This window comes from uncultured Aquabacterium sp., assembly GCF_913773725.1.
GTDB lineage: Bacteria > Pseudomonadota > Gammaproteobacteria > Burkholderiales > Burkholderiaceae_C > Aquabacterium.
On record NZ_CAJYGK010000145.1, the window covers coordinates 34,853 to 60,477 of the forward strand.

Genomic DNA, 25,625 nt, shown 5'->3' on the forward strand with positions numbered 1-25,625 from the left:
AGTCTCGATCAGATGGGAGGGCAGATGGTCTTCGATGCGTTCGTTCAGCATGGTGTCCTCCTGGTCTGCGGATGTCGATGGGTTGGGGAGTCAGCTCTCCAGCACCCAGGTGTCCTTGGTGCCCCCGCCTTGCGAGCTGTTGACCACCAGAGAGCCTTCCTTGAGCGCCACGCGGGTCAGGCCGCCGGGCACCATGCGCACTTCCTTGCCTGACAGCACGAAGGGCCGCAGGTCGATGTGGCGCGGTGCGATGCCGCTTTCGACGAAGGTCGGGCAGGTCGACAGCGACAGCGTGGGCTGGGCGATGTAGTTGCTGGGGTTGGCCAGCAGCACCTGGCGGAATTCCTCGACCTCGGCCTTCGTGGCCGCCGGTCCCACCAGCATGCCGTAGCCCCCGGCGCCGTGCACCTCCTTGACCACCAGCTCGGCCAGGTGATCCAGCGTGTACTGCAGGTCCGCCTTCTCGCGGCAGATGTAGGTGGGCACGTTCTGCAGGATGGGCTTCTCGCCCAGGTAGAACTCGATCATCCGCGGCACGTAGGGGTAAATCGACTTGTCGTCGGCAATGCCGGTGCCGAAGGCATTGGCCAGCGTGACGTTGCCGGCGCGGTAGGCGCGCAGCAGGCCGGCCACGCCGAGGGTCGAGTCCTTGCGGAAGACCTCCGGGTCCATGAAGTCGTCGTCCACCCGGCGGTAGATCACGTCGACACGCTGCGGGCCGCGCGTGGTGCGCATGTAGACGAAGTCGTCCTTGACGAAGAGGTCCTGCCCCTCGACCAGCTCGATGCCCATCTGCTGCGCCAGGAAGGCGTGCTCGAAGTAGGCCGAGTTGTACATGCCGGGCGTCAGCACCACGGCCGTGGGTTCGTTGACCCCGGCTGGCGCCATGGTGCGCAGGGTGTCCAGCAGCAGATCGGGGTAATGGGCGACCGGGGCGACGCGGTGCTCGGCGAACAGCTCGGGGAAGAGCCGCATCGACATCTTGCGGTTCTCGAGCATGTAGCTCACACCGGAAGGCACACGCAGGTTGTCTTCCAGCACGTAATACGTGCCGCTCCCATCGGGGTTGCAGGCCCGCACGATGTCGATGCCCGCGATGATGGAGTAGATGCCGCCCGGGACGTTCAGGCCCATCATCTCCTTGCGGAACTGGGCGTTGTTGAGCACCGGTTCGGCCGGAATGACGCCGGCCTTGAGGATGGCCTGGTCGTGGTAGATGTCTTCGAGGAAGCGGTTGAGCGCCGTGACCCGCTGCCGAAGACCCTTTTCCATCTCGCGCCATTCGTCGGCGGGGATGATGCGCGGGATGAGATCGAAGGGGATGAGGCGCTCGGTGCCCGCCCCGGTCTCGTCCTTGTCGCCGTAGACCGCGAAGGTGATGCCCACGCGCCGGAAGATCATCTCGGCTTCTTCGCGGCGGGAGTTCATCAACTCCCGAGGCTGCCGGCCGAGCCAGCGGTCATAGACCCGGTAGTGGTCGCGCACTTCGGCGCTGCTCACATGCATCTCATCGAAGAATCGCATCGTTGGTTCCCGTTGCGGGGTGTGCTGGAAGCTGCGGTCTTGTAACCCGTTGCACAGAGTGTGCCAGCCGCCAGCAGGGGCATGTTGAGCGGGCACAGCTTTCGGGCATGGCGTCCGCGTGGCGCCACACCAAGGTGCCTGGGCGTACCGATGTGGTGCGTCAGGCGGCAGCGGCGGCCGGCTCTTGCAGCAGACGGGTGGTCACGCGCACCAACAAGGTGTGCTGCCCCCCTCCGCGGATGACCCCGCGCAGGGGTGTGACGTCCCCGAAATCGCGGCCGTGGGCCACCCGGACGTGGTGGACGCCGGGGATGCAGTTGTTGGTGGGGTCGAGATCGAGCCAGTCACCGGCACGCTCGGGCCCCAGGCCCGGCACCCACACACTGACCCACGCATGGGAGGCGTCCGCACCAACCAGGGGCGCCTGACCCGGCGGGGGGCGCGTCAGCAGGTAGCCGCTGACGTAGCGGGCCGACAGGCCGCAGGCGCGCAGGCAGCCCAGCATGAGGTGAGCAAAGTCCTGACAGACGCCCTTGCGTCGATCGAACACGTCCAGGATCGGGGTGGAGATGTCGGTGGACGCCGGCGCGTAATCGAAATCGGCATGGATGCGGCGCATCAGGTCGATCGCGGCAGCCGCCAGCGGGCGGCCCTCCTGCAGCGACAGGCTGGCGTACTCTCGCAGCTCGGCGTGCAAGGGCACGAAGGGCGAGGTGTAGAGGTACTCGGCCGCCGGCTCGAACGGCGCATGCGCCCGATAGGCCAGGCGTTCACGCACCGCGTCGCACGTGGGACCGCACTCGGGGTCCAGCCCCTCGTATCGGTCACAGACGCGGACTTCGCTGCGGGCCACGACCTTGAGTTCGGTGTGCGGGGCATGCAGCGCAAAGTACGCCCGGCTGTTGTCGTGGCTGTCGCGGCGCATGCTGTGCTGCGACGGCGTGGGAGAGACCGCCATCTCGAACACCTCAAGATGCTGGCCGGCATCCGACAGGGGCCGCAGACAGGCCACATGCTGCGCCTGCTCCACCGGGCTGGCGTACTCGTACAGCGTCTCGTGCTCGACGGACAGGCGGGCCCAGGCCACGTCAGACAGCGTCTTCATGCGCTCACCATCGAATCGGTGGGCTCCGCATGCGCGAAGTAGCGCAGCCCCACCTCGTCGGACAGGCGCCAGCTGGTGTCGACAAGGCGGTTGAGCAGGGTCAGCACGCGGGCGTGGCCGTGATCCGGGTCGCACAGCTCGCCCAGGCTGGCCCCGACGCCCTCGTGGGGCAGCAGCGCCAGCAGATCGCCCCCGCGCTCGCTGCGGACGGGCAGCTTGCCCAGCTCGGTGCGGAGGCGGCGCAGCACGCAGGCCAGCGCGCGGGGGTTGCTTTCGTCCAGCACCAGCAGCGCCAGCAGGGCCGGCTGCTCGAGGCGACGCTGGTAGCGGGCGCGGAAGGTGATGGTGCTGTCGAACAGGGTGAGGATCTGGTCGAAGCCCTGGGGGTGGCGCAGCGCGTCGGCCTGCCAGAACGCGCGCAGGAAGGCGCTGTAGCCATTCAGGCGCTCGATCAGGCGACCGACCGTCAGCAGGCGCCAGCCCGGATCACGGGTCATGCGGTCGGTCTGCGCGCCGGTCACTGCCGCGAGCTGCATGCCCAGGTGATCCAGAGCCGGCTGAGCCGAGGCAAAGCCGAAAGGCCCCAGTGGCCGGGCGCCGGCGATGGCCGGTGTGTCGGACGACGGGACGCCCGGGGTCGCGGCCTGCCGCAGCAGGCGCTGGAAGTCGTCCCCCATGGTGCGCAGCAGCCGGGCGTGGTCGGACGAGAACCGTTCGCGCAGCACCTGGGCGCAGCGCTGCAGCGCCCCCAGGTTGAAGGCGAGGCTGTAGGCGCCCTGCGTGGCCTGGGCATCGGCCAGGGCCTCCATGGCGGCGCGCTCGAACACCCGCGGAGACTGCCGCAGGCTCGGCGTCCCGGGGGGCACCATGCCGTTGGCAACGGCGAGGGCCGACAGGGCCTCCAGCACGGCGTCCTCGGGCTCGTCGTCGGCGGACTGCAGGTTCAGCAGGCCCTGGGCCAGACGCAGCTGCAGTTCGGTGCGCTCGGTGTAGCGCCCCATCCAGAACAGGTTCTCGCCGGTGCGGCTGGCCACCGGGCGCTGGCGTTGCTCCAGCTCGTCGAGCTTGACACGCGCTGGCAGCATGGAGAAGGTGTCCACCGGGCCGTGCGTCATCACCCAGGTGTCCAGGCTGGAGCCACCGAGCTGCATCGAGACCGGCCCCGCGTCGCGGGTCGCAATGCGGGTCATGCCGCCGGGCAGCACCTGCCAACCGCCTTGTCCGTCGGCCAGGGCGTACACGCGCACCGAGGCACCGCGCATCGCGATGCGTTCGCCCTGCCAGACCGGGGCCTGGGCATAGGGCAGGAAGCGCTGCAGGGTGTAGGCGGCTGGGTCGTGGTCGATGCGGTCGCGCCAGGTATGCAGGGCCGCTTCGGTCAGCGTCGGACCGGTGACCGCATCGAAACTCTGGCGCAGGCGGGGCGAACCGAAACCCGGCGTGCCGGCGTACGGAAAGCTCGGGCGGATGACGTGGTCGCCCAGTTCGTCGCGCACGTGCTGCCAGGCCGCGGCCTCGCCACACCACCAGGTGTCCAGCGAGGGCAACGCGAGGGGCTCGCCCAGCAGCTGCCTTGACAGCGCAGGCAAAAAGCCGTGCACGGCAGGCGACTCCAGAAAGCCCGTCCCCAGTGCATTGGCCAGCACCACCTTGCCCGCCCGCACGGCCTGCATCAGGCCCGGCACGCCCAGCGTGGAGTCGGGTCGCAGTTCCAGGGGGTCGCAGAAGTCGTCGTCCAGCCGCCGCAGCAGGCCATGGATGGGCTCGAGCCCCTGCACCGTCTTGAGGTAGACGGTGTCGTCGCGCACGATGAGGTCGCCACCTTCAACCAGCGGCAGGCCCAGGTAGCGAGCCAGGTAGGCCTGCTCGAAGTAGGTCTCGTTGTAGGGGCCGGGTGTCAGCAACGCCAGCCGCGGGGTGGCCCCGCCCGCGCACCCGGCGGCCAGTTCGGTCACGGTGTCGATCAGACGGCGGTAGCCGGTGGCCAGGTGCTGCACGTTCAGCCCGCGGTAGGCCTCCGGGAACAGCCGCGAGACGATCAACCGGTTCTGCATGACATAGCCAAGGCCAGACGGCGCCTGGGTGCGCTGCGACACGACCGACCAGTCTCCATCGGGCCCCCGCACCAGGTCGAACGCGGCGACATGCAGGTACACGCCCCCCGCGGGCTGCACGCCCTGGAGGCCGCGCAGGTAACCCGGGTGGCCGTAGACGAGCGCGGCGGGCAACAGCGCGTCCTTCAGCACGCGCTGCTCGCCGTACACATCAGCCAGGATGGCATTGAGCAGGCTGGCGCGCTGCGCCACACCCCGCTCCAGAGCGAGCCACTCGTCGGCATCGATGAGCAGCGGCAGCACCTCGAGCGACCAGGGGCGGCTGGGCCCACCCTGGGCGTTGTAGACGTTGTAGGTGACGCCGTCCTCCTGGATCTGGCGGGCCAGCAGGGCCTGCCGCCGCGCCAGGTCATCCAGCGGCGCGCCAAGCTGGGCGGCAAACGCCGCCCACGCCGGCCGCAGCTGCCCGTCCGCGTCGCGCAGTTCGTCGTGGTGCCCGGCCTCTGCCGCAGCCGCCCGGCGCAGCAGGTCGGCCGGCACCTGGCTGGCGAGATCGGCGTCGTCGAAGAGGGGCAGAGAGGAAGACATCAGGGGCGCTCGGAACAACATCGGCCCGGCCATGAGGTGACCGGGTGTCGCATTGTCGGCGATGCAAGCAAGAGGCTTACCACGCGTTCACCCGGGGCGCCCTGGCCGAATGGTGGAACCCGTCACGAACAGGGCAGCACGAAGGGGCCGGAAACGCGCGCGTACACTCGTCGCCGACCTCGCTCCTCAGATCGCCATGCCCTCCATGAACCGATTCCGCCTGCTGTCGTCCCCCTCGTCGCTTCCGCGCCCTGCCCTGCTCGCAAGCAGCGTGCTGATCCTGGCCCTGCTGGGGGCCTGCGGCCAGCGGGAACAGGCTGCTGAGGGCGCCGCGGCGTCGGCCCCGGCGGCGGCCAGCGCGGCATCGGCCGCCCGGGCGGCGCTGACGGTGAACGTCACAAGGCTGGAGGCCGCCTCCTGGCCCCGTACCGTGAGCGCGGATGGCAGCGTCGCGGCCTGGCAGGAAGCCATCGTCGGCGCCGAGACCGCGGGCCTGCGCCTGCAGCAGGTGCTGGTGAACGTCGGTGACACCGTGCGCCGGGGGCAGGTTCTGGCCGTGTTCCGTGAAGACTCGGTTCAGGCCGAGGTGGCCGCCACGCGTGCCGCCGTGGCGGAAGCGCAGGCGGCACTGGCCGAAGCCCGCGCGAATGCCGAGCGAGCCCGCCAACTGCAGCCCCAGGGCTTCATGAGCGCGCAGCAGGTGCAGCAGGCCATCACCGTGGAACAGACCGCACGGGCGCGCGTGGACGCACAGAAAGCCCGGCTCGCGGTGGATGAGCTGCGGCTGTCTCATGCACGCGTGGTCGCCCCCGACGACGGCGTGATCTCGGCACGCAGCGCCACCGTCGGCAGCGTGGTGCAGCCCGGGCAGGAGTTGTTCCGCCTGATTCGCCAGGGTCGACTGGAATGGCGCGGCGAGGTGCCGCAGGCGGACCTGCCGCAGATCAAGACGGGCCAGACCGTGCAACTGTCGCTGGCCGGTGGCACCCCGCTGACCGGCAAGGTGCGCGCGCTGGCCCCGACGGTGAACCCGTCTACCCGGCTGGGCCTGGTGTATGTGGACCTGCCGGCTGGCAGCCCGGCCCAGGCCGGCATGTTCGCCAGCGGCCGGATCGAACTCGGCCGGGTGGCCGCCCAGACCGTGCCGCAAAGCGCCGTGCTCCTGCGCGAAGGCTTCCACCTGGCCTATGTGGTGGGCGCCGATCAACGCCTGCGCGCCGTGAAGGTGCAGGTGGGCCGCCGCGAAGGAGACCGCATCGAGGTGCGCAGCGGGCTGTCGCCCGACGACCGGGTGGTGGTGGCCGGCGGGGCCTTCCTCAGTGATGGCGATGTGGTCCGGGTGGTGGACACCCCCGCCGCGCCGACACCCGCATCGGCCGCCTCCGCCGCTTCGGCCGCGCGCTGAAGGACACGGCCATGAGCATCAACGTCTCGTCCTGGTCGATCCGCAACCCGATCCCGGCCATCCTGCTGTTCATCATGCTCACGCTGGTGGGCCTGCTGGGATTCAGCCGGATGAAGATCCAGAACTTCCCGGACATCGAGCTGCCCTCGGTCGTCGTCACGGCGCAGTTGCCGGGGGCCTCCCCGGCACAGCTGGAAACCCAGGTGGCGCGCAAGATCGAGAACAGCGTGGCCACCCTGCAGGGTGTCAAACACATCTACACCACGGTGCAGGACGGCCAGGCCACCACCACGGTCGAGTTCCGGCTGGAGAAGCCGATCCAGGAAGCCGTGGACGACGTGCGCGATGCGGTGGCGCGCGTGCGGGCCGACCTGCCCGCCGAGCTGCGCGACCCGGCGATTTCGAAGATCAACCTGTCCGGGCTGCCCATCCTGACCTACACGGTCGCCTCGCCGCGGATGGATGACGAGGCCCTGTCCTGGTTCGTGGACCACACCGTCACGCGGCGGCTGCTGTCGGTCAAGGGCGTGGGGGCGGTGTCGCGCGTGGGCGGCGTCACGCGCGAAGTGCGCGTCGAGCTGGACCCGGGCCGTTTGCTGGCCCTCAACACCACCGTGGCCGACGTCTCGCGACAGCTGCGCGCCATCCAGCAGGAGGCATCGGGCGGCCGCGCCGACATCGGCGGTGCCGAGCAATCGGTGCGCACCATCGCCACCGTGCAATCGGCTGACGAACTGGCCGCCATGTCGATCAGCCTGTCGGACGGCCGCCGCGTGCGGCTGGACAGCGTCGCCAGCGTGCGTGACACGGTCGCCGATCCCCGCAGCGCAGCCTTTCTCAACGGCCAGCCTGTGGTGGGCTTCGAGGTGGTGCGTGCCCGCGGCGCCGGCGAGGTCGAGGTGGAGACCGGCGTGCGCGAGGCCCTGGCCCGGCTTCAGCAGGAGCATCCCGATGTCAGCGTGACGGAGGCCTTCAACTTCGTCGACCCGGTCAAGGAGAACTACACCGGGTCGATGCACCTGCTGTACGAAGGGGCGGCCCTCGCGGTGATCGTGGTGTTCCTCTTCCTGCGCGACTGGCGCGCCACGCTGGTGGCGGCCGCCGCGCTGCCCCTGTCGGTGCTGCCCACCTTCGGCGTGATGTACTTCTTCGGCTTCACCATCAACGTGGTGACGCTGCTGTCGCTGTCCATCGTGGTGGGTGTGCTGGTCGACGACGCCATCGTCGAGATCGAAAACATCATGCGCCACCTGCGCATGGGCAAGACCCCGTATGAGGCCGCCATGGAGGCCGCCGACGAAATCGGCCTGGCCGTCATCGCGACCACCTTCACGCTGATCGCCGTGTTTCTGCCCACCGCCTTCATGAGCGGCGTGGCGGGCAAGTTCTTCGTGCAGTTCGGCTGGACGGCCGCGATCGCGGTGTTCTTCTCGCTGGTGGTGGCCCGCATGCTGACACCGATGATGGCGGCCTACATCCTCAAGCCGCCCAGAGGCGAGCACCATGAGCCTTTCTGGATGGCGCGCTACCTGGGGTGGGCGCGCTGGTGCCTGAAGCACAGGCTGCTGACGGTCTTCCTCACCGGCGTGTTCTTCGTCGGATCGATGGTGTCGGGTGGCAGCCTGCCGACCGGCTTCCTGCCCCCTGACGACCTGTCGCAGACCCAGGTGACGCTGACCCTGCCGCCCGGCAGCACGCTGGAGCAGGCCAAGACACTGGCCGAGCGGGCACGCCAGATCGTGGCCGCCAATCCCAACGTCAAACTGGTCTACACCGCCATCGGCGCTGGCAAGGCGGGGGGCGACCCCTTCACCTCGGTCGGGGCCACCGAGGTCAGCAAGGCCACGCTGACGGTGAACCTCACGCACCGCGACGAACGCCCCGGCCTGACCAAGCAGGACATTGAAGGCCAGATGCGCAACGCCCTGCAGGCGCTGCCCGGCGCACGGGTGCGTGTGGGTCTGGGCGGCGCCAACGACAAGTACGTGCTGGTCCTGGCGGGCGAGGACGGCAACGTGCTGAGCGCCCATGCCGCCAAGGTCGAGCGCGAGCTGCGCACCCTGCCCGGCATCGGCAACGTCACCTCCACCGCCAGCCTCGTACGGCCCGAACTGATCGTGCGCCCCGACTTCGCCCGCGCCGCCGACCTGGGCGTGACCGCCAGCGCCATCGCCGACACACTGCGCGTGGCCACCACCGGCGACTACGACCAGAGTCTGTCGAAGTTGAACCTCGCACAGCGCCAGATCCCGGTTGTGGTGCGCCTGCCGACAACGGCCCGACAGGACATCGAGTTGCTCAAGCGCCTGCCCGTTCCCGGGGCCCAGGGTGCCGTGCCGCTGTCCAGCGTGGCCGACGTCTCGCTGGACAGCGGCCCGGCCCAGATCGACCGCTACGACCGGCAACGCAACATCAACTTCGAGATCGAGCTGAACCAGCAGCCCCTGGGCGCGGTCGAGGCCGCGGCGCTGGCGCTGCCCAGCCTGCGCAACCTGCCCCCCGGGGTGACGCAGACCACCGTGGGCGACGCCGAGGCCATGGGCGAGCTGTTCGCCAGCTTCGGCCTGGCCATGCTGACCGGCGTGCTGTGCATCTACGTCGTGCTGGTGCTGCTGTTCAAGGACTTCATTCAGCCAGTGACCATCCTTGCAGCCCTGGTGCTGTCGGTGCCCGGCGCCATCCTGGCGCTGTTCATCACCCGCACCGCCCTGTCCATGCCGTCCATGATCGGGTTGATCATGCTGATGGGCATTGCCACCAAGAACTCCATCCTGCTGGTCGACTACGTGATCCTCGCGCAACGAGAGCGCGGCCTGGGGCGGCTCGAGGCCATCCTCGATGCCTGCCGCAAGCGGGCGCAGCCCATCATCATGACGACCATGGCGATGGGCGCCGGCATGATGCCGATCGCACTGGGCATCGGCGTCGACCCCAGCTTCCGTGCCCCCATGGCCATCGTGGTGATCGGCGGCCTGATCACCTCGACCTTCCTGAGCCTGCTGGTGATCCCGGTCGTCTTCAGCCTGGTCGATGGCGGCGTGAGCTGGCTGCAAGCCCGCCTGCGCCGCTCTGCCCACGCCCGTTGAAACGCACACGCACCATGCCGCGCTTTGCTGCCAACCTCACGATGCTCTACAACGAGCTCGCCTTCCTGGACCGCTTCGATGCCGCCGCCCGCGATGGCTTCCAGGGAGTCGAGTACCTGTTTCCGTATGCCCACCCCGCCGACGAGCTGGCCCGACGGCTTCAGGCAAGCGGCTTGCAGCAGGTGCTGTTCAATGCCCCGCCGGGCGACTGGGATGCCGGCGAGCGCGGTCTGGCCTGCCTGCCCGGGCGCGAAGCCGAGTTCAAGGCCGGCATCGAGCAGGCCCTGCGCTATGCCGAGGCCTTGAACTGCCACCGTGTTCACGTGATGGCCGGGCGCGTGCCCGACGGGCTGGGCCGAGAAGAGGCGGAAGCCACCTACGTGCGCAACCTGCGTGTGGCGGCCGAGCTGGCCCGGCCTGCCGGCGTCGATCTGCTGATCGAGCCCATCAATGGCCGGGACATGCCGGGCTACTTCCTCACACGCCAGGATCAGGCCCATGCGCTGATCGCGTCGATCGGCCAGCCGAACGTCAAGGTGCAGATGGACCTGTACCACTGCCAGATCGTGGAGGGCGACCTGGCGATGAAGCTGCGCCAGTACCTGCCCACGGGCCATGTCGGCCACCTGCAGATTGCCGGCGTGCCCGAACGGCATGAGCCCGATGTGGGGGAGCTGAACTACCCCTACCTGTTCGAGCTGATCGATGCGCTGGGCTTTGACGGCTGGCTGGGCTGCGAATACAGGCCCGCCCGCGGCCCGGTGGCCCGGGGCACGACGGACGGATTGGGCTGGCTCAGGCCCTGGCTGGCCTGAGCCCGACCCTCCTCAGGGCTGGCGGGCCACGCGCAGGTCCAGCGTGAGCGGGTGCTCGATGCCCGGCTGCAGCGGTTTGAGGTTCATCGGCCCCGGGGTGTGGCCCATGCGGAAGAAGCGCGCCAGACGACGGCTTTCCGCCTCGTACGAGTTCACCGGGAAGGTGTCGTAGTTGCGGCCACCCGGGTGGGCGACGTGGTACTGGCATCCCCCCACCGAGCGCTTGAGCCAGGTGTCCACCACGTCGAACACCAGTGGCGCGTCGACGCCGATGGTGGGGTGCAGACACGAAGGCGGCTGCCACGCACGGTAGCGCACACCGGCCACGAATTCGCCCACGCGGCCCGTGGGGTGCAGCGGCAGGATGTGGCCATTGACCGTGACCACATGGCGGTTGCCGTTCAGGCCGGTGGCCTTGACCTCCAGCCGCTCGAGCGACGAATCCACGTAGCGCACCGTACCGCCGATGGCGCCCTCTTCGCCCATCACGTGCCACGGCTCGAGCGCCCCGCGCAGCGTCAGCTTGACGCCTGACGCGGCAAAGTCGCCGATGAACGGGAAGCGGAACTCGAAATGCGGCGCGAACCAGTCGGATTCGAAGTGGTAGCCCGCCATGTCGAGCTCGGCCAGCACATCGGCGAAGTCCTGCTGTACGAAACTCGGCAGCAGGAAACGGTCATGCAGGCCCGTGCCCCATCGCGTCAGGCGCTGTGCGCCATGGCCCTGATACGGCTCCTTCCAGAACCAGGCCACCAGTGCGCGCAACAGCAGCTGCTGCACGAGGCTCATCTTCGAATGCGGCGGCATCTCGAAGGCGCGCAACTCCAGCAGCCCCAGGCGCCCCGTGGGCCCATCCGGCGAATACAGCTTGTCGATGCAGAACTCGCTGCGGTGCGTGTTGCCCGTGGCGTCGATCAGCAGGTTGCGCAGCGTGCGGTCGATGAGCCACGGCGGGCACTGGCCCCAGATGGCCATCTGCCGCTCGATTTCCTTCAAACCCAGCTCGGTCTCGTAGACCTGGTCCTGACGCGCCTCGTCGATGCGCGGCGCCTGGCTGGTGGGGCCGATGAAGAGACCCGAGAACAGGTAGGACAGCGAGGGGTGGTTGTGCCAGAAGGTCAGCAGCGAAGGCAGCAGGTCCGGGCGCCGCAGGAAGGGGCTGTCGGCCGGCGTGGCCCCGCCCAGCACGAAGTGGTTGCCACCGCCCGTGCCGGTGTGGCGGCCATCGACCATGAACTTCTCGGTCGACAGGCGGGTCTGGTGCGCAGCCTCGTACAGGAACTCGGTGTGGTCCACCAGTTGCGCCCAGCTGGACGCCGGGTGGATGTTCACCTCGATCACACCGGGGTCGGGCGTGACCTGCAGCAGCTTCAGGCGGGCGTCACGCGGCGGCGGGTAGCCTTCCAGCACGATCTTCACGCCCAGTTCGGCCGCGGTGGCTTCAACGGCGGCCAGCAGATCGAGGTAGTCGTCCAGGCTGCTCAGCGGCGGCATGAACACATACAGCACCCCACCGCCCTGGCCTTCGGTTTCCACCCGGGGGCCGTTGGCGCGGTCCGGGTTGCGCACCTCCACGCACAGCGCCGTGCGCGTGATCCAGTGCGCCGACTCGAAGCGGCTGGGCTGTTTGTTCGGATCGACCAGGCCGGGCGTGGCCGGCCCGGCCGAGGCCACCACCGGGTTGGCGGCCAGGTGACCCCATTCGCCGTTGTGTCCCGGGCGTCCCTCCACGCCCTCACCCATCAGGCCGGCCACGCCCTGCCCTTGCACCGACACCGCCCCGCCCTGGGCAAAACCGCCGCCCACCTGGTGCGCGCCGTACTGCGAACGCAGCGCGGCCGCATCGGCCAGCGGCGCCTTGGGCGCAAACGGGTCGTGTTCGTGCACAAAGGGGTACTCGCCCTTCGTCACCCAGGGCAGCGAATCCAGCGGCAGCCGGTAGCCCATCGGCGAGTCGCCGGGGATCAGGTACATGCGCTCATCACGGAAGAACCAGGGCCCGGTCACCCACTTCGGGCCGGACAGGCCGACCGGCCAGTCGCGCTTGAGCGGCAGCGCATAGCCCACCCGGTGATCCAGCCCCTGGTCGAACACGCGACGCAGGCGCACGCGCTCGAGTTCGTCGTCCAGGCGCGCATCCAGCGGGTCGACGTTCACGGGCAGGCGGCGCTCACGCCACAGGTAGTACCACGTGTCCTCGTAGCCAGTCTGGATGTGGTCCGTGCCCACGCCCAGCTTGGTGCTCAGCAGGTCGATGAAGCGCTTGGCATCGTCGGTGGTGTACAGCGGCGAGTGGCGTTCATCGGCAAACAGGCTGGGGTCGTGCCAGCACGGCTGGCCGTCGGCCCGCCAGAAGATGGACAGCGCCCAGCGCGGCAGCTGCTCGCCGGGGTACCACTTGCCCTGGCCGAAGTGCAGGAAGCCGCCCTCGCCGTAGCGCGCGCGCAGCTTGTGCACCAATTCGGTGGCCAGGCCGCGCTTGGTCGGACCGAGGGCGTCGGTGTTCCATTCGGCGCCGTCGCGGTCGTCCACCGACACGAAGGTCGGCTCGCCGCCCATGGTCAGGCGCACGTCGCCCTCGCTCAGGTGCTGATCCACCGTCTCACCCAGTGCGTCGATCGCGGCCCACTGGTCGTCGGTGTAGGGCTTGGTCACGCGCGGCGATTCGTAAATGCGCGTGATCGCCATGTGGTGCTCGAACTCGACCTCGCACTCGTCCACGGCGCCGGTGATGGGCGCGGCGCCCGAGGGCTCGGGCGTGCAGGCCACCGGGATGTGGCCCTCGCCGGCCAGCAGGCCCGAGGTCGGATCCAGGCCGATCCAGCCTGCCCCGGGCAGGAAGACCTCGCACCACGCGTGCAGGTCGGTGAAGTCGACCTCCGTGCCGGAGGGGCCGTCCAGCGCCGCCACGTCGGCCTTCAGCTGGATCAGGTAGCCGGACACGAAGCGCGCGGCCAGCCCCATGTGCCGCAGCGTCTGCACCAGCAGCCAGCCCGTGTCGCGGCATGAGCCAGACTTCAGCGTCAGGGTCTGCTCGGGCGTCTGCACGCCCGGCTCCATGCGGATCGTGTAGGCGATCTCCTGCTGCAGCCGCTGGTTCAGGTGGACCAGGAAGTCGATCGTGCGCACCTCGGTGCGGTCGATGCTGTCGACGAAGGCCTTGAACGCCGGTGTCAGCTCGGCCTTGGCCAGATAGGGTTGCAAGTCGTGCAGCGAGGCCGCCTCGTACGCGAACGGGAAGGTCTCTGCGTAGGGTTCCAGGAAGAAGTCGAACGGGTTGTAGACCGCCATTTCGGCGACCAGATCGACCGTGACCTTGAACACCTCGGTCTTCTCCGGAAAGACGAGGCGGGCCAGGTGATTCGAAAACGGATCCTGTTGCCAGTTGATGAAGTGGACTTCGGGCTCAACCTTCAGCGAGTACGACAGGATGCGCGTGCGGCAGTGCGGTGCGGGACGCAGGCGCACGACCTGGGGAGACAGGTTGACCGGACGGTCATAGCGGTAATGGGTGACGTGATTCAGGGCAACGTGAATGGACACACGACTCTCCGTAAGGAACCGCAACAGTGTGCAGGTACCTTGTGACACCAGCAAGTTGCGGGCCACCAACTTGGTGCACGCGGCTTGACCAGGGTCAGGAGGAAGGAGAACGGCCCTGATCCACGGACTCACCGGTCGGGGCGCTGTCCCGATTCGGCGATCGCCTGGGTGCCTTCCACGATCATGCGCACCATGATGACCATCTGCTCGGCCAGTTCGCGCTGGCGTGCGGGCGGCTGGTCCATGGCGGTGGCACCCATGGCGAACACCAGCCGGGTGATCGCCTTGGCCGTGAGCGCAGGCTCGTACAGGCCGGTGCGGCCGGCACGCGCCAGACGGATCAGGTCCAGGCGCAGCTCTTCCTCGAAGAAATTGAGCTGGCGATCGACCGCCTGTTTGAAGGCATCCGAGCCCACCGTGCCCTCGCGCAGCAGGATGTGCAGCGACTTGTCGTCCGATTGCAGCTGCTCCATAAAGGCCTCCACCGAGCTGCGCACCACGCTGCGCTCCTGCCGCGCCCGCTTGCGGGCCTCGCCGATGATGCGCCGCAAGGATTCCCCCGCGCGGTCGATCAGCGTGACGGCGAGTTCGTCGATGTCGCGGAACTGCCGGTAGAAGCTGTTGGGCGCAATGCCGGCCTCGCGGGCGACTTCGCGCAGGCTCAGGCTCGAGACGCTGCGGTGAGGCCCGAGGAGCTTCAGGGCGGCGGTGATGATGTCCTCGCGGGAGATCACGGCCTTGCGCCCGGGCCCGACGTGGGGCGAAGGTGCGACAGCGCGTGCATCCGGATCGGATTCAGAAACGATACCCATCACCGGCGAGGAAAGTGTTGTCATGAAGCTGGGGTAGAACTGATCGCCATCATACGGGCTAGAATTAATGCACAGCTGTATAGACAAACGTTCTCCCGTGCGTATACTGCCGCGACGTTCCTGATTTGTGCCCTGTCCGAAAGGCCTGTCGACACCGTGTCTGCTTCTGTCACCGGCGCGCGCGCGCCCTCCACGCTGGGCCGGCTCATCGAGCCCTTCATCGCCCCCGACGTCTTCGACTTCTGGGTGGGCCACCTCAACCCCGCGTGGTCGTGGTCGCGCCCGCTCGCCAAGGTCGTCGAGCGCCATGTCGAGGCAGCCGACACCGTGACGCTGGTGCTCAAGCCCAACCGCCATGTGGGGCGTTTCGCGCCAGGCCAGCACGTCAACGTGAGTGCCGAGGTCAATGGCCGCCGCACCACCCGCAGCTACAGCCTGACCGGCATTCCGCAGCGCAACGGACGCATCAGCCTCACCGTCAAGCGTGTGGACGGCGGCAAGCTCAGCACCCACCTGTGCCGCGATGTGCAAGTGGGCGACGTGCTCGAGATCGGACCTGCCTTCGGCGAGATGACGCTGCCCGCCAAGCCCGAGGGCCGCTGGGTGTTCCTGGCTGCCGGCAGCGGCATCACCCCCTTGATGAGCCTGACCCGGGCCCTGGCCGCGCAGAACATGCCGGTCGACACCACGCTGATCTACTGGGCCAAGACCCGTGCCGAGCTGTGCTTCCTGCTGGAACTGCAGGCCCTGGCGCGCAAGCACCCGCAATTCCATCTGCATGTGGTGCTGACCCACGAGGCCCAGCTGCTGGCAGGCGAACACAGGGGCTTCATCAGCACCGAACAACTGGCCGAGCTGGCCGGCGACCTGTCCGATGCGCAGGTGTATGCCTGTGGCCCGAGCGGCTTTGTCGACACCGCCCGCAGCCTGACCGAAGGCCGCGTGCGTCGCTTCCTGGCCGAAGGCTTCACCCCGGCGACGCTGGATGCGGCCGACGCGACCACGGTGCGCGTGCAGCTGACACGCACCGGCCGCACGCTGGAGGTGTCGACCGGCCAGTCGCTGCTGGAAGCCCTGGAAGCCCAGGGCCTGAACCCACGCTCCGGCTGCCGCATGGGCGTGTGCCACACCTGCGTGTGCACCAAGCGCGCCGGCACGATCGAAGACATCAACACCAAGGAACAGAGCACCGAGGAAGAAGGCCAGGTCCGCATCTGCGTGAGCCGCGCCCGCACCGACCTCACGCTGGACCTTTGAGGAGACTTTCCCGATGAGCACGACATCCCTGAGCCGCACGCTGAGCGCCGACGAGCTGGCCCGCTTCGGCGCCGAGATCGATGCCCTGCGCGCCCGCACCGTGGCCGACCTGGGCGAGCGCGACGCGCGCTACATCCGCCGCATCTACAAGGCGGTGCGCTACACCGAGGCCCTGGGCCGCATCCTGCTGATGGCCGCGTTCTTCCTGCCGGAAGGCTGGCTGTTCCCCGCTGCGGCAGCCGGTGTGGTGCTGCTGGCCATGTCCAAGATCCTGGACAACATGGAGCTGGGTCACAACGTGATCCACGGTCAGTACGACTGGATGGGCGACCCCCACCTGCAGGGCAAGTCCTTCGAGTGGGACATCGCCGGCACCAGCGACAACTGGCGCAAGACCCACAACTTCCGTCACCACACCTACACCAACGTCCATGGCATGGACGAAGACCTGGGCTATGGCGTGCTGCGCCTGTTCCCCGAGCAGAAGTGGCATCCGGCCCGCCTGGGTCAGCCGATCTACGCGGTCATCTTCGCGCTGCTGTTCGAGTGGGGTGTGGCCATCCAGGACCTGCGCCTGGGCCGCTGGTTCTCGGGCCGCGTGTCGAACAAGCAGATGTACCGGATCGCCAAGCCGGCCCTGCTGAAGATGCGCCGTCAGATGATCAAGGACTACATCGTGTTCCCGCTGCTGGCCGGGCCGGGCTTCCTGACCGTGCTGGCCGGCAACGCCGTGGCCAACGTGATCCGCAGCATCTGGACGTACACCGTCATCTTCTGCGGCCACTTCACGACCAACGTCGAGACCTTCCCCAAGAGCGTACTGAAGAACGAGACCCGCGCCCACTGGTACGTGCGTCAGATCCGCGGTTCGAGCAACCTGACCGGTGGCAAGCTGATCGACCTGTGGACGGGCAACCTGAGCCACCAGATCGAGCACCACCTGTTCCCCGACGTGCCGGCCAACCGGTACGCCGAAATGGCGGTCGAGGTGAAGGAAATCTGCGCCCGCTACGGCCAGTTCTACAACACCGGCTCGATGGTCAAGCAGTTCAGCCAGGTGATCTGGCGCATCCTGCGTCACTCCTTCCCCAGCTCGCCGGCCCGCGTGCGCCCGGCCACGCAGGGCGCGAACTGAGACGGCGCGACGGAAGGAATCCGCCATAGAAAAACCCGCCGGCAGGCGGGTTTTCTTTTGGAAGCGCGACCCGACGGGTGATCAGGCGCGGCTGGCTCCGATCAGGGCCGGGTAGGCCGAATGAATCACGTAGACGGGGATGCGCGCGAGGTAGTCGCCGAAACGGCCCTTGCGCTCGAAGCGCGCGCGGAAGGGCGAGCGCAGGAAGAAGTCACCCAGCTTGGGCACGATGCCCCCGCCGATGTAGACGCCCCCCTGGGCGCCCAGCGTGAGCGCCAGGTCGGCCGCCACGGTGCCCATCATGGCGCAGAAGGTGTTCAGCGCGGCCACGCACTCCACATCGGTGCCGTCCAGCGCATGCTGGGTCACGTCGGCCGGGCTCAGGTTGGCGTGTGCCACACCGGCCAACAGGCAGTGGGCCTGGTACAGCGCTTGAATGCCCTGACCTGACAGCGCCCCACGCTCGGCCGACACATGGTCCGGCAGCAAGGTGCGCAGCGCGCCGATCACGCGAGCCTCATCCTCATCAAAGGCCGGCAGGGTCACGTGCCCGCCCTCGCCTTCCAGCGGCACCCACAGATCCTGCCCGGGCACCGGCACGAGCCCCGACACGCCCAGTCCCGTGCCGGCACCCAGCAGCGCCTTGGCCTTGCCCGGCATGGGCTCGGTACCGCCGACCTGCACCAGGTCGGCCGCCGGCAGGCCCGGCAGGGAGAGCGCCAGCACCGTGAAGTCGTTCAGGAACACCAGTGACGACAGCCCCAGCGCATCGCGCAGCTCGCTGATCGAGAACGCCCAGTGGGCGTTGGTCAGCGCAATCCGGTCGCCCAGGATGGGGTTGGCGATGCCGACCACGCCGGCGCGCGGACGCTGCCCGCCCGTTCGGGGCAGCACCTGCTGCAGGTAATGCTCGATGGCCTCGCGCGGACCGGGGAAGTCTTTGCAAGGCAGGTTGACGATGTGCTCGATGGGGGCATCGGGCGCTTGTTGCAAAGCCAGGCGGGCATTGGTGCCGCCCACATCGCCGAGCAGGCGGGGGTAACTGGCAGACATGGTGTCGGTCTCGGAATCAGGAAGGAAATGGCAGGAGGCACGCGCCGCCCGCTTCAGTCGACATGGAAGATGTGCACGGGCACGCGGTCCTGCTGGAGGACGATGCGGATGGGCAGCTCGGCCACCTCCCCGGCTTCGGATGCACGCTGCAGCAAGGCACGCTTGGCCGCCCCGGTGCAGTGGATCACCGCGCACCGCGTGTCCAGCAGCGCACGGCGCGTCAGCGTCAGGCGCGGCACCGGCACATTCGGCGGGGCCGGGGCCCCACGGGCATCGTCAACGGGGCCTGCGCGTCGTCCAGCGCGGCGGCCAGCTCCGGCGCCTGCGGGAACAGCGAGGCCGTGTGGCCGTCGCCGCCCATGCCGAACAACGTCACCTCGGCCGGCCACGGCAAGCCGGCCAGTTCGGCCTCGATGGCAGGCTGGCCGTCGGTGGGCGTGGGCGCTTCGCTGCTGACCGGCACAAAAGTGGCCGCTGCGGCAGGCCCCTGCAGCAGGTGCGTTCGCACCAGGCGCGCGTTGCTGTCGGCATGGTCCAGCGGCACCCAGCGGTCATCGGCCAGGGTCACGACCACACGCGACCAGTCCAGTGGCAGGCGGGACAGCGCCTCGAAGAACGGCACCGGGGTGCTGCCGCCGGACAGCACCAGCAGCACGCGCTCGCGTTCGGCCAGGGCGGCCTGCAGCCGGTCGGCCGTGAAGCGCGCCAGGTTGGCCGCCAGGGTGGCCGCGTCGGCGGCCGTGTGGTGATTGAGTTGCATGGCGATTCGAATGGGTCGACCGGGTCGGACAGAAGGTGCTGACAGCGGGCAATCAGGGTGCCCGCAGCAGGGAGCCAGGAGCAAGGCGGCCCGCTGGCGTTCGCGCGGGCGCTGCCATGTCAGATCTCCTCGTGCCAGGCCAGCCCGTCGCGCCCCAGCAAGGCGCTCGAGGCGGCCGGCCCCCAGGTGCCTGCCGTGTAGGGCTTGGGCCGCTCGGTGCTGGCCTTCCAGGCGTCCATGATGGGCTCGACCCAGCGCCACGCGGCCTCCTGCTCGTCCCGGCGCACGAACAGCGTCAGGTTGCCACGCATCACATCCATCAGCAAGCGCTCGTAGGCCTCCAGGCGACGCGAGCGGAAGGTCTCGGCAAAGTCCAGATTCAGGTGAACCGGCTGCAGGTGCATGACGTCACCCGGCTGCTTGGCGAGCAGGTGCAGCTCGACCTTTTCCTCGGGCTGCATGCGGATCACCATGCGGTTGGGGTTCAGGCTGTCGGCCGTCTGCCCGAAGATGGAATGCGGCACGCTGCGGAAGTTGACGACGATCTCGGCCACGCGCTGCGGCATGCGCTTGCCGGTGCGCAGGAAAAAGGGCACGCCGGCCCAGCGCCAGGTGTCGATCTCGGCGCGCAGCGCCACGAAGGTCTCGGTGGTGCTGCCCGGCGGAATGCGTTCCTCTTCCAGGTAGCCCGGCACCGGCTTGCCAGCCGCCGCCCCGGCACGGTACTGCCCGCGCACCGTCTTCAGGCCCACATCGGCGCCGGCGATCGGGCGCAGCGCCCGCAGGATCTTGAGCTTCTCGTCGCGCACAGCGTCGGCAGAGATCGATGCAGGCGGCTCCATGGCCACGATGCACAGCAGTTGCAGCAGGTGGTTCTGCACCATGTCGCGCATGGCACCGACCTGGTCATAGAAGTCGCCGCGGGACTCGACCCCCAGCTCTTCGGCCACCGTGATCTGCACATCGCGCACCGACTCGCGCCGCCACAGCGGCTCGAACAGCGCGTTGCCGAAGCGCAGGGCCAGGAGGTTCTGCACCGGCTCCTTGCCCAGGTAGTGGTCGATCCGGTAGATCTGCTGCTCGCCGAAGAAGCCCCCCACAGCGTCGTTGATGGCCTGCGATGACGCCAGGTCATGCCCCAGCGGCTTTTCCAGCACGACGCGGCTGTGCTCGGTGTTCAGCCCGCGCCGCGCGAGCTGCTCGCAGATCGTGGCAAACAGCCGGGGCGCCGTGGACAGGTAGAACACCCGCTCGCGCTGGGGTGCGCCGAGCAGCATCGCGGCCAGCTCATCGTAGGACGCCGAATCGGTGGCGTCGACACACGTGTAGTCGAGCAAGCCGGCAAAGCGGTCCCAGGCGCCGGCGTCGAAGCCCTTGCCAAGACAGGCCGCCACGCGCTGCTGCGCCAGGGCCTGGAAGCCGGCACGGTCGAGCGGCTCTCGGGCCACACCGATCACGCGCAGGCGGGCCGGCAGCAGTTCGTCCTGCTGCAGGCGCATCAAGGCCGGCAACAGCTTGCGCATCGCCAGGTCGCCCGTGCCTCCGAAGATGACCAGGTCCAGTTCGGGGGCGGCGTGCAGTCGTGTACCCATGCTTCCTCAGATCGGCGTCAAAACTTGTAGTAATACTACTTCATGAGCCATGAACACGCCACCCTGCAAATTGCGGGTTAACCCTCAGAGCCAGCCACATCAATGCGTTAACAGTACGGGCAAACACCACAGACGCTATCCAAGCGTGTGAAATTTCGCTACATTGTGAGCTCTGCCAGCCAACGCGTCCTTTCACCATGGCCAAGTCCCCCACCCCTCTGCATCCGCAACTTCATGCCGTGACGGAGCGCATCCGCCTACGCAGCGCCGCCACGCGGGCCGCCTACCTGGCGCGGATCGACGCGGCCGGCCAGGCCGGGCCCGTGGAGCGCTCGGCCCTGGGGTGCACCAACCTGGCCCACGCCTACGCCGCGGCACCCGCTGCCGACAAGATCTGGCTTCGCCAGCAGCGCACCGCCAACCTGGCCATCGTGTCGGCCTACAACGACATGCTCTCGGCCCACCAGCCCCTTGCCGAGTTCCCGGAGTGGATCAAGGAAGCCGCCCGCGAAGTGGGCGCCACCGCGCAGTTCGCCGGCGGCGTGCCCGCCATGTGCGACGGCGTCACGCAAGGCAAGGCCGGCATGGAACTGTCGCTCTTTTCGCGTGACGTGATTGCCATGTCCACGGCGGTCGCGTTGTCTCATAACATGTTCGATGCCACGCTGTGCCTGGGCGTGTGCGACAAGATCGTGCCCGGCCTGCTGATCGGCGCACTGAGCTTCGGCCACCTGCCCACGGTGTTCGTGCCCGCCGGCCCGATGACCACCGGCCTGAGCAACGACGACAAGGCCAAGGTGCGACAGCGCTACGCTGCCGGTGAAGTCGGCCAGGACGAGCTGCTGGCCGCCGAGGAGAAGGCCTACCACGGCCCGGGCACCTGCACCTTCTACGGCACGGCCAACAGCAACCAGATGCTGATGGAGATCATGGGCCTGCACCTGCCGGGCTCGGCCTTCATCCATCCGCACACCCCCTTGCGCGAAGCACTCACCCGCGAGGCGGCTCGCCGCGTGGCGCAGCTCACCCGCCTGGGCAACCAGTACACCCCCGTCGGCCACGTGATCGACGAGCGTGCCGTGGTGAACGGCCTGGTCGGCCTGATGGCCACGGGCGGCTCCACCAACCACACGCTGCACCTGGTGGCGATGGCCCGCGCGGCCGGCATCGTGATCGATTGGGACGACTTCGATGCGATCTCGGCCATCACGCCGCTGCTGGCCCGCGTCTACCCCAACGGCAAGGCCGACGTGAACCACTTCCACGCCGCGGGCGGCATGGCCTTCCTGATCCGCGAACTGCTGGACGCCGGCCTGCTGCACGAAGACGTGAAGACCGTGGCAGGCGGCGCCGAAGGCCTGCGGGCCTACACCCGCCAGCCGCAGCTCGAGGGCGATCGCGTGGTGTGGGTGGATGTGCCTGCCCTCAGCGGTGACCCGACCGTGGTCAGCACCGTGGCCGCCCCCTTCTCCTCGGACGGCGGCCTGCGCGTGCTCAAGGGCAACCTCGGGCGTTCGGTCATCAAGGTGTCGGCCGTCAAGCCCGAGAACCGTGTGGTCGAGGCGCCGGCCATCCTGTTCAATGACCAGAGCGAACTGATTGCGGCCTACAAGCGCGGCGAACTCAACCGCGACTTCGTCGCCATCGTGCGCTTCCAGGGCCCGAGCGCCAACGGCATGCCCGAACTGCACTCGCTCACGCCCACGCTGGCCAACCTGCAGGACCAGGGTCACAAGGTGGCCCTGGTGACCGACGGGCGCATGTCCGGTGCGTCGGGCAAGGTGCCCGCCGCCATCCACGTCACGCCGGAAGTGAAAGCCGGCGGCCCGCTCGGCAAGGTGCGCAACGGCGACCTCATCCTGCTGGATGCCGAAGCCGGCACGCTGGACGCTGTGGTGCCGGCCGCAGAATGGGCCACCCGCACGGTCGACACCGCCGACCTGTCGGCCAACTGGCACGGCACCGGCCGCGAACTGTTCGGCGGCTTCCGCCGCGCCGTGACGGGCGCCGAGCAGGGCGCCATGAGCTTTGGCGAGTTCTGACCGCGCCCGCTCGCTCATTCACTGATCCTCGCCTCGAAAGACACGACGATGCCCAATCTGAACCCTGGCCTTTCCTCGTTCATGCGCCTCAGCCCGGTGATCCCCGTGCTGGTGATCGACCGCACCGAAGACGCCGTGCCGCTGGGCCGTGCACTGGTCGATGGCGGCCTCAAGGTGCTGGAGATCACGCTGCGCACGCCGAACGCGCTGGACGTGATCCGCGAGATCGCCAACCATGTCGAAGGCGCCGTGGTGGCAGCCGGCACCGTGACCACACCCGCCCAATGGGAAGCGGCCGCCGAAGCCGGCGCGCAGTTCATGGTGTCTCCGGGCCTGACGCCCGCCCTGATCGAGCACGCGCAACAGGCCGCGACCGGCCTGTTGCCCGGTGTGGCCACGGCATCGGAACTGATGATCGCCCTTGATGGCGGCTTCACCAACTTCAAGTTCTTCCCGGCCCAGCAGGCGGGCGGATCGGGCATGCTCAAGGCACTGGGGGGGCCGTTCGCCGACGCACTGTTCTGCCCGACGGGCGGCATCACCGTCGAGACTGCGCCTCAGTTCCTGAGCCTGCCGAACGTGGCCTGTGTGGGTGGCTCGTGGCTGGCGCCGGCTCCGCTGGTCAAAGCCGGCGACTGGGCCGCCATCCGCGATCTGGCGCGCGCAGCCTCTGCCCTGAAGCCCGCTTGAAACCGGCCTGACACGCCTTCCTGCATCTGGTGTTGTATGGGGTCAGCGCCCCGCGCGGCGCGACTTTTTGACCGACCCGGCCCCGCGCCCGGTCGGTCTTTTTTTGCCCGGTCAGCGCGCGTGCGAGATCCACGCGGCCGCATCCTCACGCAGGCCGAACGGCGACTTCACGGCACCCGGCCGCTGCATGGCTACGCCCACCGCCAGCACGTCGATCATCAGCAAGTGCAGGATGCGCGAGACCATCGAGAGCTGCTCCGTGCGGCCTTCGACATGGTCGACCGCCAGGGTGACGGTGGCACGGCGGGCCAGCGGTGAGTCGCTGGCCGTGATGGCCACCACGGTGGCGCCTGCGTTCAGGGCCTTGTCGACCGCGTGGATGAGGTCGGGCATGGCACCCGACCGGGACACCGCGACCACCACGTCGCCAGGCCCCAGCAGGTCGGCAGCCATGGCCTGCAGGGCGCTGTCGGCATGGGCCATGGCAGGAATGCCGAAGCGCAGGAACTTGTACTGGCCATCCACCGCCACGATGTGCGAGTTGCCGACGCCGTGGAACTCCACGCGGCGCGCCTGCCGAAGCAGCTCGATCGCCCGCCCAACGGCCTGCCCATTGAGCCCGTCACGCAACTTCACGATGGCCGACACCGTGTTGTCCAGCACCTTGGCCGACAGATCCGGTGCCGCGTCGTCCACCCGGACCTGGCTGTGACGCAGCGGAATGGTGCCCGTCAGCCCCGAGGCCAGCTTCAGCTTGAAGTCGGAGAGGCCCTCGAAGCCCAGGCTGCGGCAGAAACGGATCACGGTGGGCTGACTCACCTCGGCCTGGCGAGCGATCTCGGCCACCGGCTCGTTCATGAAGGCCCGTGGATGGGCCAGCAGGTGATCGGCCACACGCTGCTCGGCGCGGCTCAGTTCATCCCGCAGGACCTTGATGCGCGCGATCAGCCCGCCGTCATGCGCAGCTGCATGCTCGCGCACATGATGGGTCAGCAGCACAGCCAGGCCCGTGAACACAGGCCAGGGCGCGGTCACCAGCACGGTGGGCACCGCCGCCAGCCAGGACGAGAAACGGCCTTTGGCTTCGAAGCGCTCGCGGAAGCCCGAGGCGGCCAACAACGGACCCATGCGGGGCAGCAGATCCCCGCCCAGATAGACACCGCCGACAGCCCCCAGCATCAGGGCCACATCGGCCGACACCGTGCCCAGCATGCGCCCGAACACGGCCACGGCTGCAGCGCTGCGGGCGTCCCCGGCGTGGGCCTGGTCGATCAACGCCGTGGCCTCCGGAGCCTCGGGCGCGCCAGTGCCTGCATGCGGCGTGCTCCGATCCGGCCGGGGCGGCTCCCCACGCGGCCCCAGCGTCTGCCAGATGAAGCGCAACCCGTCGGCCGACACCAATCGCTCGGCCGACACGTGGGGCCAGCGGCGCCAGGCAGCCTGCAGGATGGCGAGCTCAGTGTCGTCCGCTGGGGCGAAGCTGATGTGCCCCCCCTCGCTGCCCAGCGTGATGCGGCGGTCGTCTGCCGGAATCAGACCCGACACGCCCAGCCCCTCACCGGGGCCGATGAGGCCGATCACCCCACCGGGCTGCGCGCGCCCGCCTCCCAGAGGCTGACAGGCGGACTCAGGCAGATGAGGCAAGGCCATGGCCAGTGCGGTGAAGTCGTTGACCACCAGCAGGGTGTCCAAACCCAGTGCCTCGCGCAGGGCCGCCACGGAGAAGCGCCAACCCTTGTGCGTCAGCACCACCTCGTCCCCCTGCACCGTGCCTGCCACGGCCAGGGCCAGATGCCGCAAGGTCGGCCCCTGCCGGCCGGCCCGTTCAACCCAACCGGCTTTCAGCGCCTGCGCCAACTGCGCCGGCCCCGAGCAGCTGCGCTGGCTCACCACTGGCAGGCCACCTTCGGTCTGTCCATCGGGGCGACACAGACACAGGCGACCGGCAGGGTCCAGCAGGGCAAGCAGACGAGTGTCGTCCATGGACAAAGGCATTCGACGGGATGGGAGACCGACCTCGTGCAGAGGCGCGTCGGACCCGGATGGCAGAAAGCGCGACACGGCATCCACGCAGGGGCGGCGTGTCACCGAGTCATGCAGCCCAGTATAGGTGAGCGCCTTCTCTTCCCACCCGGTCCGGGGGGGGAGCCATGCAATCCCTTAG

The 25,625-nt window shown here is 68.7% G+C and carries 17 protein-coding genes; 7 read left to right on the top strand and 10 right to left on the bottom strand.

Annotated elements, in window-relative coordinates; all coding sequences use genetic code 11:
* Positions 1-90: 90 nt before the first annotated feature.
* The 3 genes from QZ709_RS17395 to QZ709_RS17405 form a co-directional block, all read right to left on the bottom strand.
* Positions 91-1,524, bottom strand: coding sequence for a circularly permuted type 2 ATP-grasp protein (locus QZ709_RS17395; protein WP_294638703.1), 1,434 nt, complete (start codon positions 1,522-1,524; stop codon positions 91-93).
* 160 nt (positions 1,525-1,684) lie between these two features.
* On the bottom strand, positions 1,685-2,629 hold the full coding sequence (locus tag QZ709_RS17400) for a transglutaminase family protein (RefSeq protein ID WP_294638705.1): 945 nt from the start codon (positions 2,627-2,629) through the stop codon (positions 1,685-1,687).
* On the bottom strand, positions 2,626-5,271 hold the full coding sequence (locus QZ709_RS17405) for a circularly permuted type 2 ATP-grasp protein (RefSeq protein WP_294638707.1): 2,646 nt from the start codon (positions 5,269-5,271) through the stop codon (positions 2,626-2,628). The genes QZ709_RS17400 and QZ709_RS17405 overlap by 4 nt, the downstream gene beginning before the upstream one ends.
* 196 nt (positions 5,272-5,467) lie before the next feature.
* Between QZ709_RS17405 and QZ709_RS17410 the strand changes: the two genes are divergently transcribed.
* Genes QZ709_RS17410 through otnI form a run of 3 tightly spaced genes read left to right on the top strand, consistent with a single transcriptional unit; the run spans position 5,468 to position 10,577 of the window.
* On the top strand, positions 5,468-6,676 hold the full coding sequence (locus QZ709_RS17410) for an efflux RND transporter periplasmic adaptor subunit (protein WP_294638709.1): 1,209 nt from the start codon (positions 5,468-5,470) through the stop codon (positions 6,674-6,676).
* Between the two features lie 11 nt (positions 6,677-6,687).
* Positions 6,688-9,762 (top strand): efflux RND transporter permease subunit, encoded by a 3,075-nt coding sequence (locus QZ709_RS17415; RefSeq protein ID WP_294638711.1) that lies wholly within the window; start codon positions 6,688-6,690, stop codon positions 9,760-9,762.
* A 14-nt stretch (positions 9,763-9,776) separates the two neighbouring features.
* Positions 9,777-10,577 carry a 2-oxo-tetronate isomerase gene (gene otnI, locus QZ709_RS17420; protein ID WP_294638713.1) on the top strand — a complete coding sequence of 267 codons (801 nt, stop codon included), beginning with the start codon at positions 9,777-9,779 and terminating at the stop codon, positions 10,575-10,577.
* A 12-nt stretch (positions 10,578-10,589) separates the two neighbouring features.
* On the opposite strand, the gene QZ709_RS17425 is transcribed toward otnI, so the two are convergent.
* Together QZ709_RS17425 and fabR are read right to left on the bottom strand one after the other, a co-directional pair.
* Complete coding sequence (locus tag QZ709_RS17425) at positions 10,590-14,120, bottom strand: DUF2126 domain-containing protein (RefSeq protein WP_294638715.1); 3,531 nt, start codon at positions 14,118-14,120, stop codon at positions 10,590-10,592.
* A gap of 128 nt (positions 14,121-14,248) precedes the next feature.
* Positions 14,249-14,956: an HTH-type transcriptional repressor FabR gene (gene fabR, locus QZ709_RS17430; RefSeq protein WP_294638717.1), complete on the bottom strand. Its 708-nt coding sequence runs from the start codon at positions 14,954-14,956 to the stop codon at positions 14,249-14,251.
* A 132-nt stretch (positions 14,957-15,088) separates the two neighbouring features.
* On the opposite strand from fabR, the gene QZ709_RS17435 reads away from it, so the two are divergent.
* Complete coding sequence (locus QZ709_RS17435; protein WP_294638719.1) at positions 15,089-16,189, top strand: ferredoxin reductase; 1,101 nt, start codon at positions 15,089-15,091, stop codon at positions 16,187-16,189.
* Positions 16,190-16,202: 13 nt separating this feature from the next.
* On the top strand, positions 16,203-17,324 hold the full coding sequence (locus QZ709_RS17440) for an acyl-CoA desaturase (protein ID WP_294638721.1): 1,122 nt from the start codon (positions 16,203-16,205) through the stop codon (positions 17,322-17,324).
* Positions 17,325-17,405: 81 nt separating this feature from the next.
* On the opposite strand, the gene QZ709_RS17445 is transcribed toward QZ709_RS17440, so the two are convergent.
* The 4 genes from QZ709_RS17445 to zwf form a co-directional block, all read right to left on the bottom strand.
* Positions 17,406-18,377, bottom strand: a complete 972-nt coding sequence (locus tag QZ709_RS17445; protein ID WP_294638723.1) for a glucokinase — start codon at positions 18,375-18,377, stop codon at positions 17,406-17,408.
* A gap of 53 nt (positions 18,378-18,430) precedes the next feature.
* Positions 18,431-18,616: a 6-phosphogluconolactonase gene (locus QZ709_RS17450; RefSeq protein ID WP_294638725.1), complete on the bottom strand. Its 186-nt coding sequence runs from the start codon at positions 18,614-18,616 to the stop codon at positions 18,431-18,433.
* Positions 18,604-19,137 (bottom strand): 6-phosphogluconolactonase, encoded by a 534-nt coding sequence (pgl, locus tag QZ709_RS17455; RefSeq protein ID WP_294638727.1) that lies wholly within the window; start codon positions 19,135-19,137, stop codon positions 18,604-18,606. The genes QZ709_RS17450 and pgl overlap by 13 nt, the downstream gene beginning before the upstream one ends.
* Positions 19,138-19,256: 119 nt before the next feature.
* Complete coding sequence (gene zwf, locus QZ709_RS17460; RefSeq protein WP_294638729.1) at positions 19,257-20,729, bottom strand: glucose-6-phosphate dehydrogenase; 1,473 nt, start codon at positions 20,727-20,729, stop codon at positions 19,257-19,259.
* Positions 20,730-20,926: 197 nt separating this feature from the next.
* Between zwf and edd the strand changes: the two genes are divergently transcribed.
* Together edd and eda are read left to right on the top strand one after the other, a co-directional pair.
* Positions 20,927-22,771, top strand: coding sequence for a phosphogluconate dehydratase (gene edd, locus QZ709_RS17465; protein ID WP_294638731.1), 1,845 nt, complete (start codon positions 20,927-20,929; stop codon positions 22,769-22,771).
* 48 nt (positions 22,772-22,819) lie between these two features.
* Positions 22,820-23,461, top strand: coding sequence for a bifunctional 4-hydroxy-2-oxoglutarate aldolase/2-dehydro-3-deoxy-phosphogluconate aldolase (eda, locus tag QZ709_RS17470; RefSeq protein ID WP_294638733.1), 642 nt, complete (start codon positions 22,820-22,822; stop codon positions 23,459-23,461).
* Positions 23,462-23,572: 111 nt separating this feature from the next.
* Here eda and QZ709_RS17475 read toward each other — a convergent pair whose 3' ends face one another.
* Positions 23,573-25,444 carry a glucokinase gene (locus tag QZ709_RS17475; RefSeq protein WP_294638735.1) on the bottom strand — a complete coding sequence of 624 codons (1,872 nt, stop codon included), beginning with the start codon at positions 25,442-25,444 and terminating at the stop codon, positions 23,573-23,575.
* Between the last annotated feature and the right edge of the window lie 181 nt (positions 25,445-25,625).

What these genes read in the sequence shown, in the direction of transcription:
- QZ709_RS17395 (WP_294638703.1), bottom strand. Translation starts at nt 1,524, where the DNA reads ATGCGATTCTTCGATGAGATGCATGTGAGCAGCGCCGAAGTGCGCGAC.
- QZ709_RS17400 (WP_294638705.1), bottom strand. Translation starts at nt 2,629, where the DNA reads ATGAAGACGCTGTCTGACGTGGCCTGGGCCCGCCTGTCCGTCGAGCAC.
- QZ709_RS17405 (WP_294638707.1), bottom strand. Translation starts at nt 5,271, where the DNA reads ATGTCTTCCTCTCTGCCCCTCTTCGACGACGCCGATCTCGCCAGCCAG.
- QZ709_RS17410 (WP_294638709.1), top strand. Translation starts at nt 5,468, where the DNA reads ATGCCCTCCATGAACCGATTCCGCCTGCTGTCGTCCCCCTCGTCGCTT.
- QZ709_RS17415 (WP_294638711.1), top strand. Translation starts at nt 6,688, where the DNA reads ATGAGCATCAACGTCTCGTCCTGGTCGATCCGCAACCCGATCCCGGCC.
- otnI (WP_294638713.1), top strand. Translation starts at nt 9,777, where the DNA reads ATGCCGCGCTTTGCTGCCAACCTCACGATGCTCTACAACGAGCTCGCC.
- fabR (WP_294638717.1), bottom strand. Translation starts at nt 14,956, where the DNA reads ATGACAACACTTTCCTCGCCGGTGATGGGTATCGTTTCTGAATCCGAT.
- QZ709_RS17440 (WP_294638721.1), top strand. Translation starts at nt 16,203, where the DNA reads ATGAGCACGACATCCCTGAGCCGCACGCTGAGCGCCGACGAGCTGGCC.
- QZ709_RS17445 (WP_294638723.1), bottom strand. Translation starts at nt 18,377, where the DNA reads ATGTCTGCCAGTTACCCCCGCCTGCTCGGCGATGTGGGCGGCACCAAT.
- pgl (WP_294638727.1), bottom strand. Translation starts at nt 19,137, where the DNA reads ATGCAACTCAATCACCACACGGCCGCCGACGCGGCCACCCTGGCGGCC.
- zwf (WP_294638729.1), bottom strand. Translation starts at nt 20,729, where the DNA reads ATGGGTACACGACTGCACGCCGCCCCCGAACTGGACCTGGTCATCTTC.
- edd (WP_294638731.1), top strand. Translation starts at nt 20,927, where the DNA reads ATGGCCAAGTCCCCCACCCCTCTGCATCCGCAACTTCATGCCGTGACG.
- eda (WP_294638733.1), top strand. Translation starts at nt 22,820, where the DNA reads ATGCCCAATCTGAACCCTGGCCTTTCCTCGTTCATGCGCCTCAGCCCG.
- QZ709_RS17475 (WP_294638735.1), bottom strand. Translation starts at nt 25,444, where the DNA reads ATGGACGACACTCGTCTGCTTGCCCTGCTGGACCCTGCCGGTCGCCTG.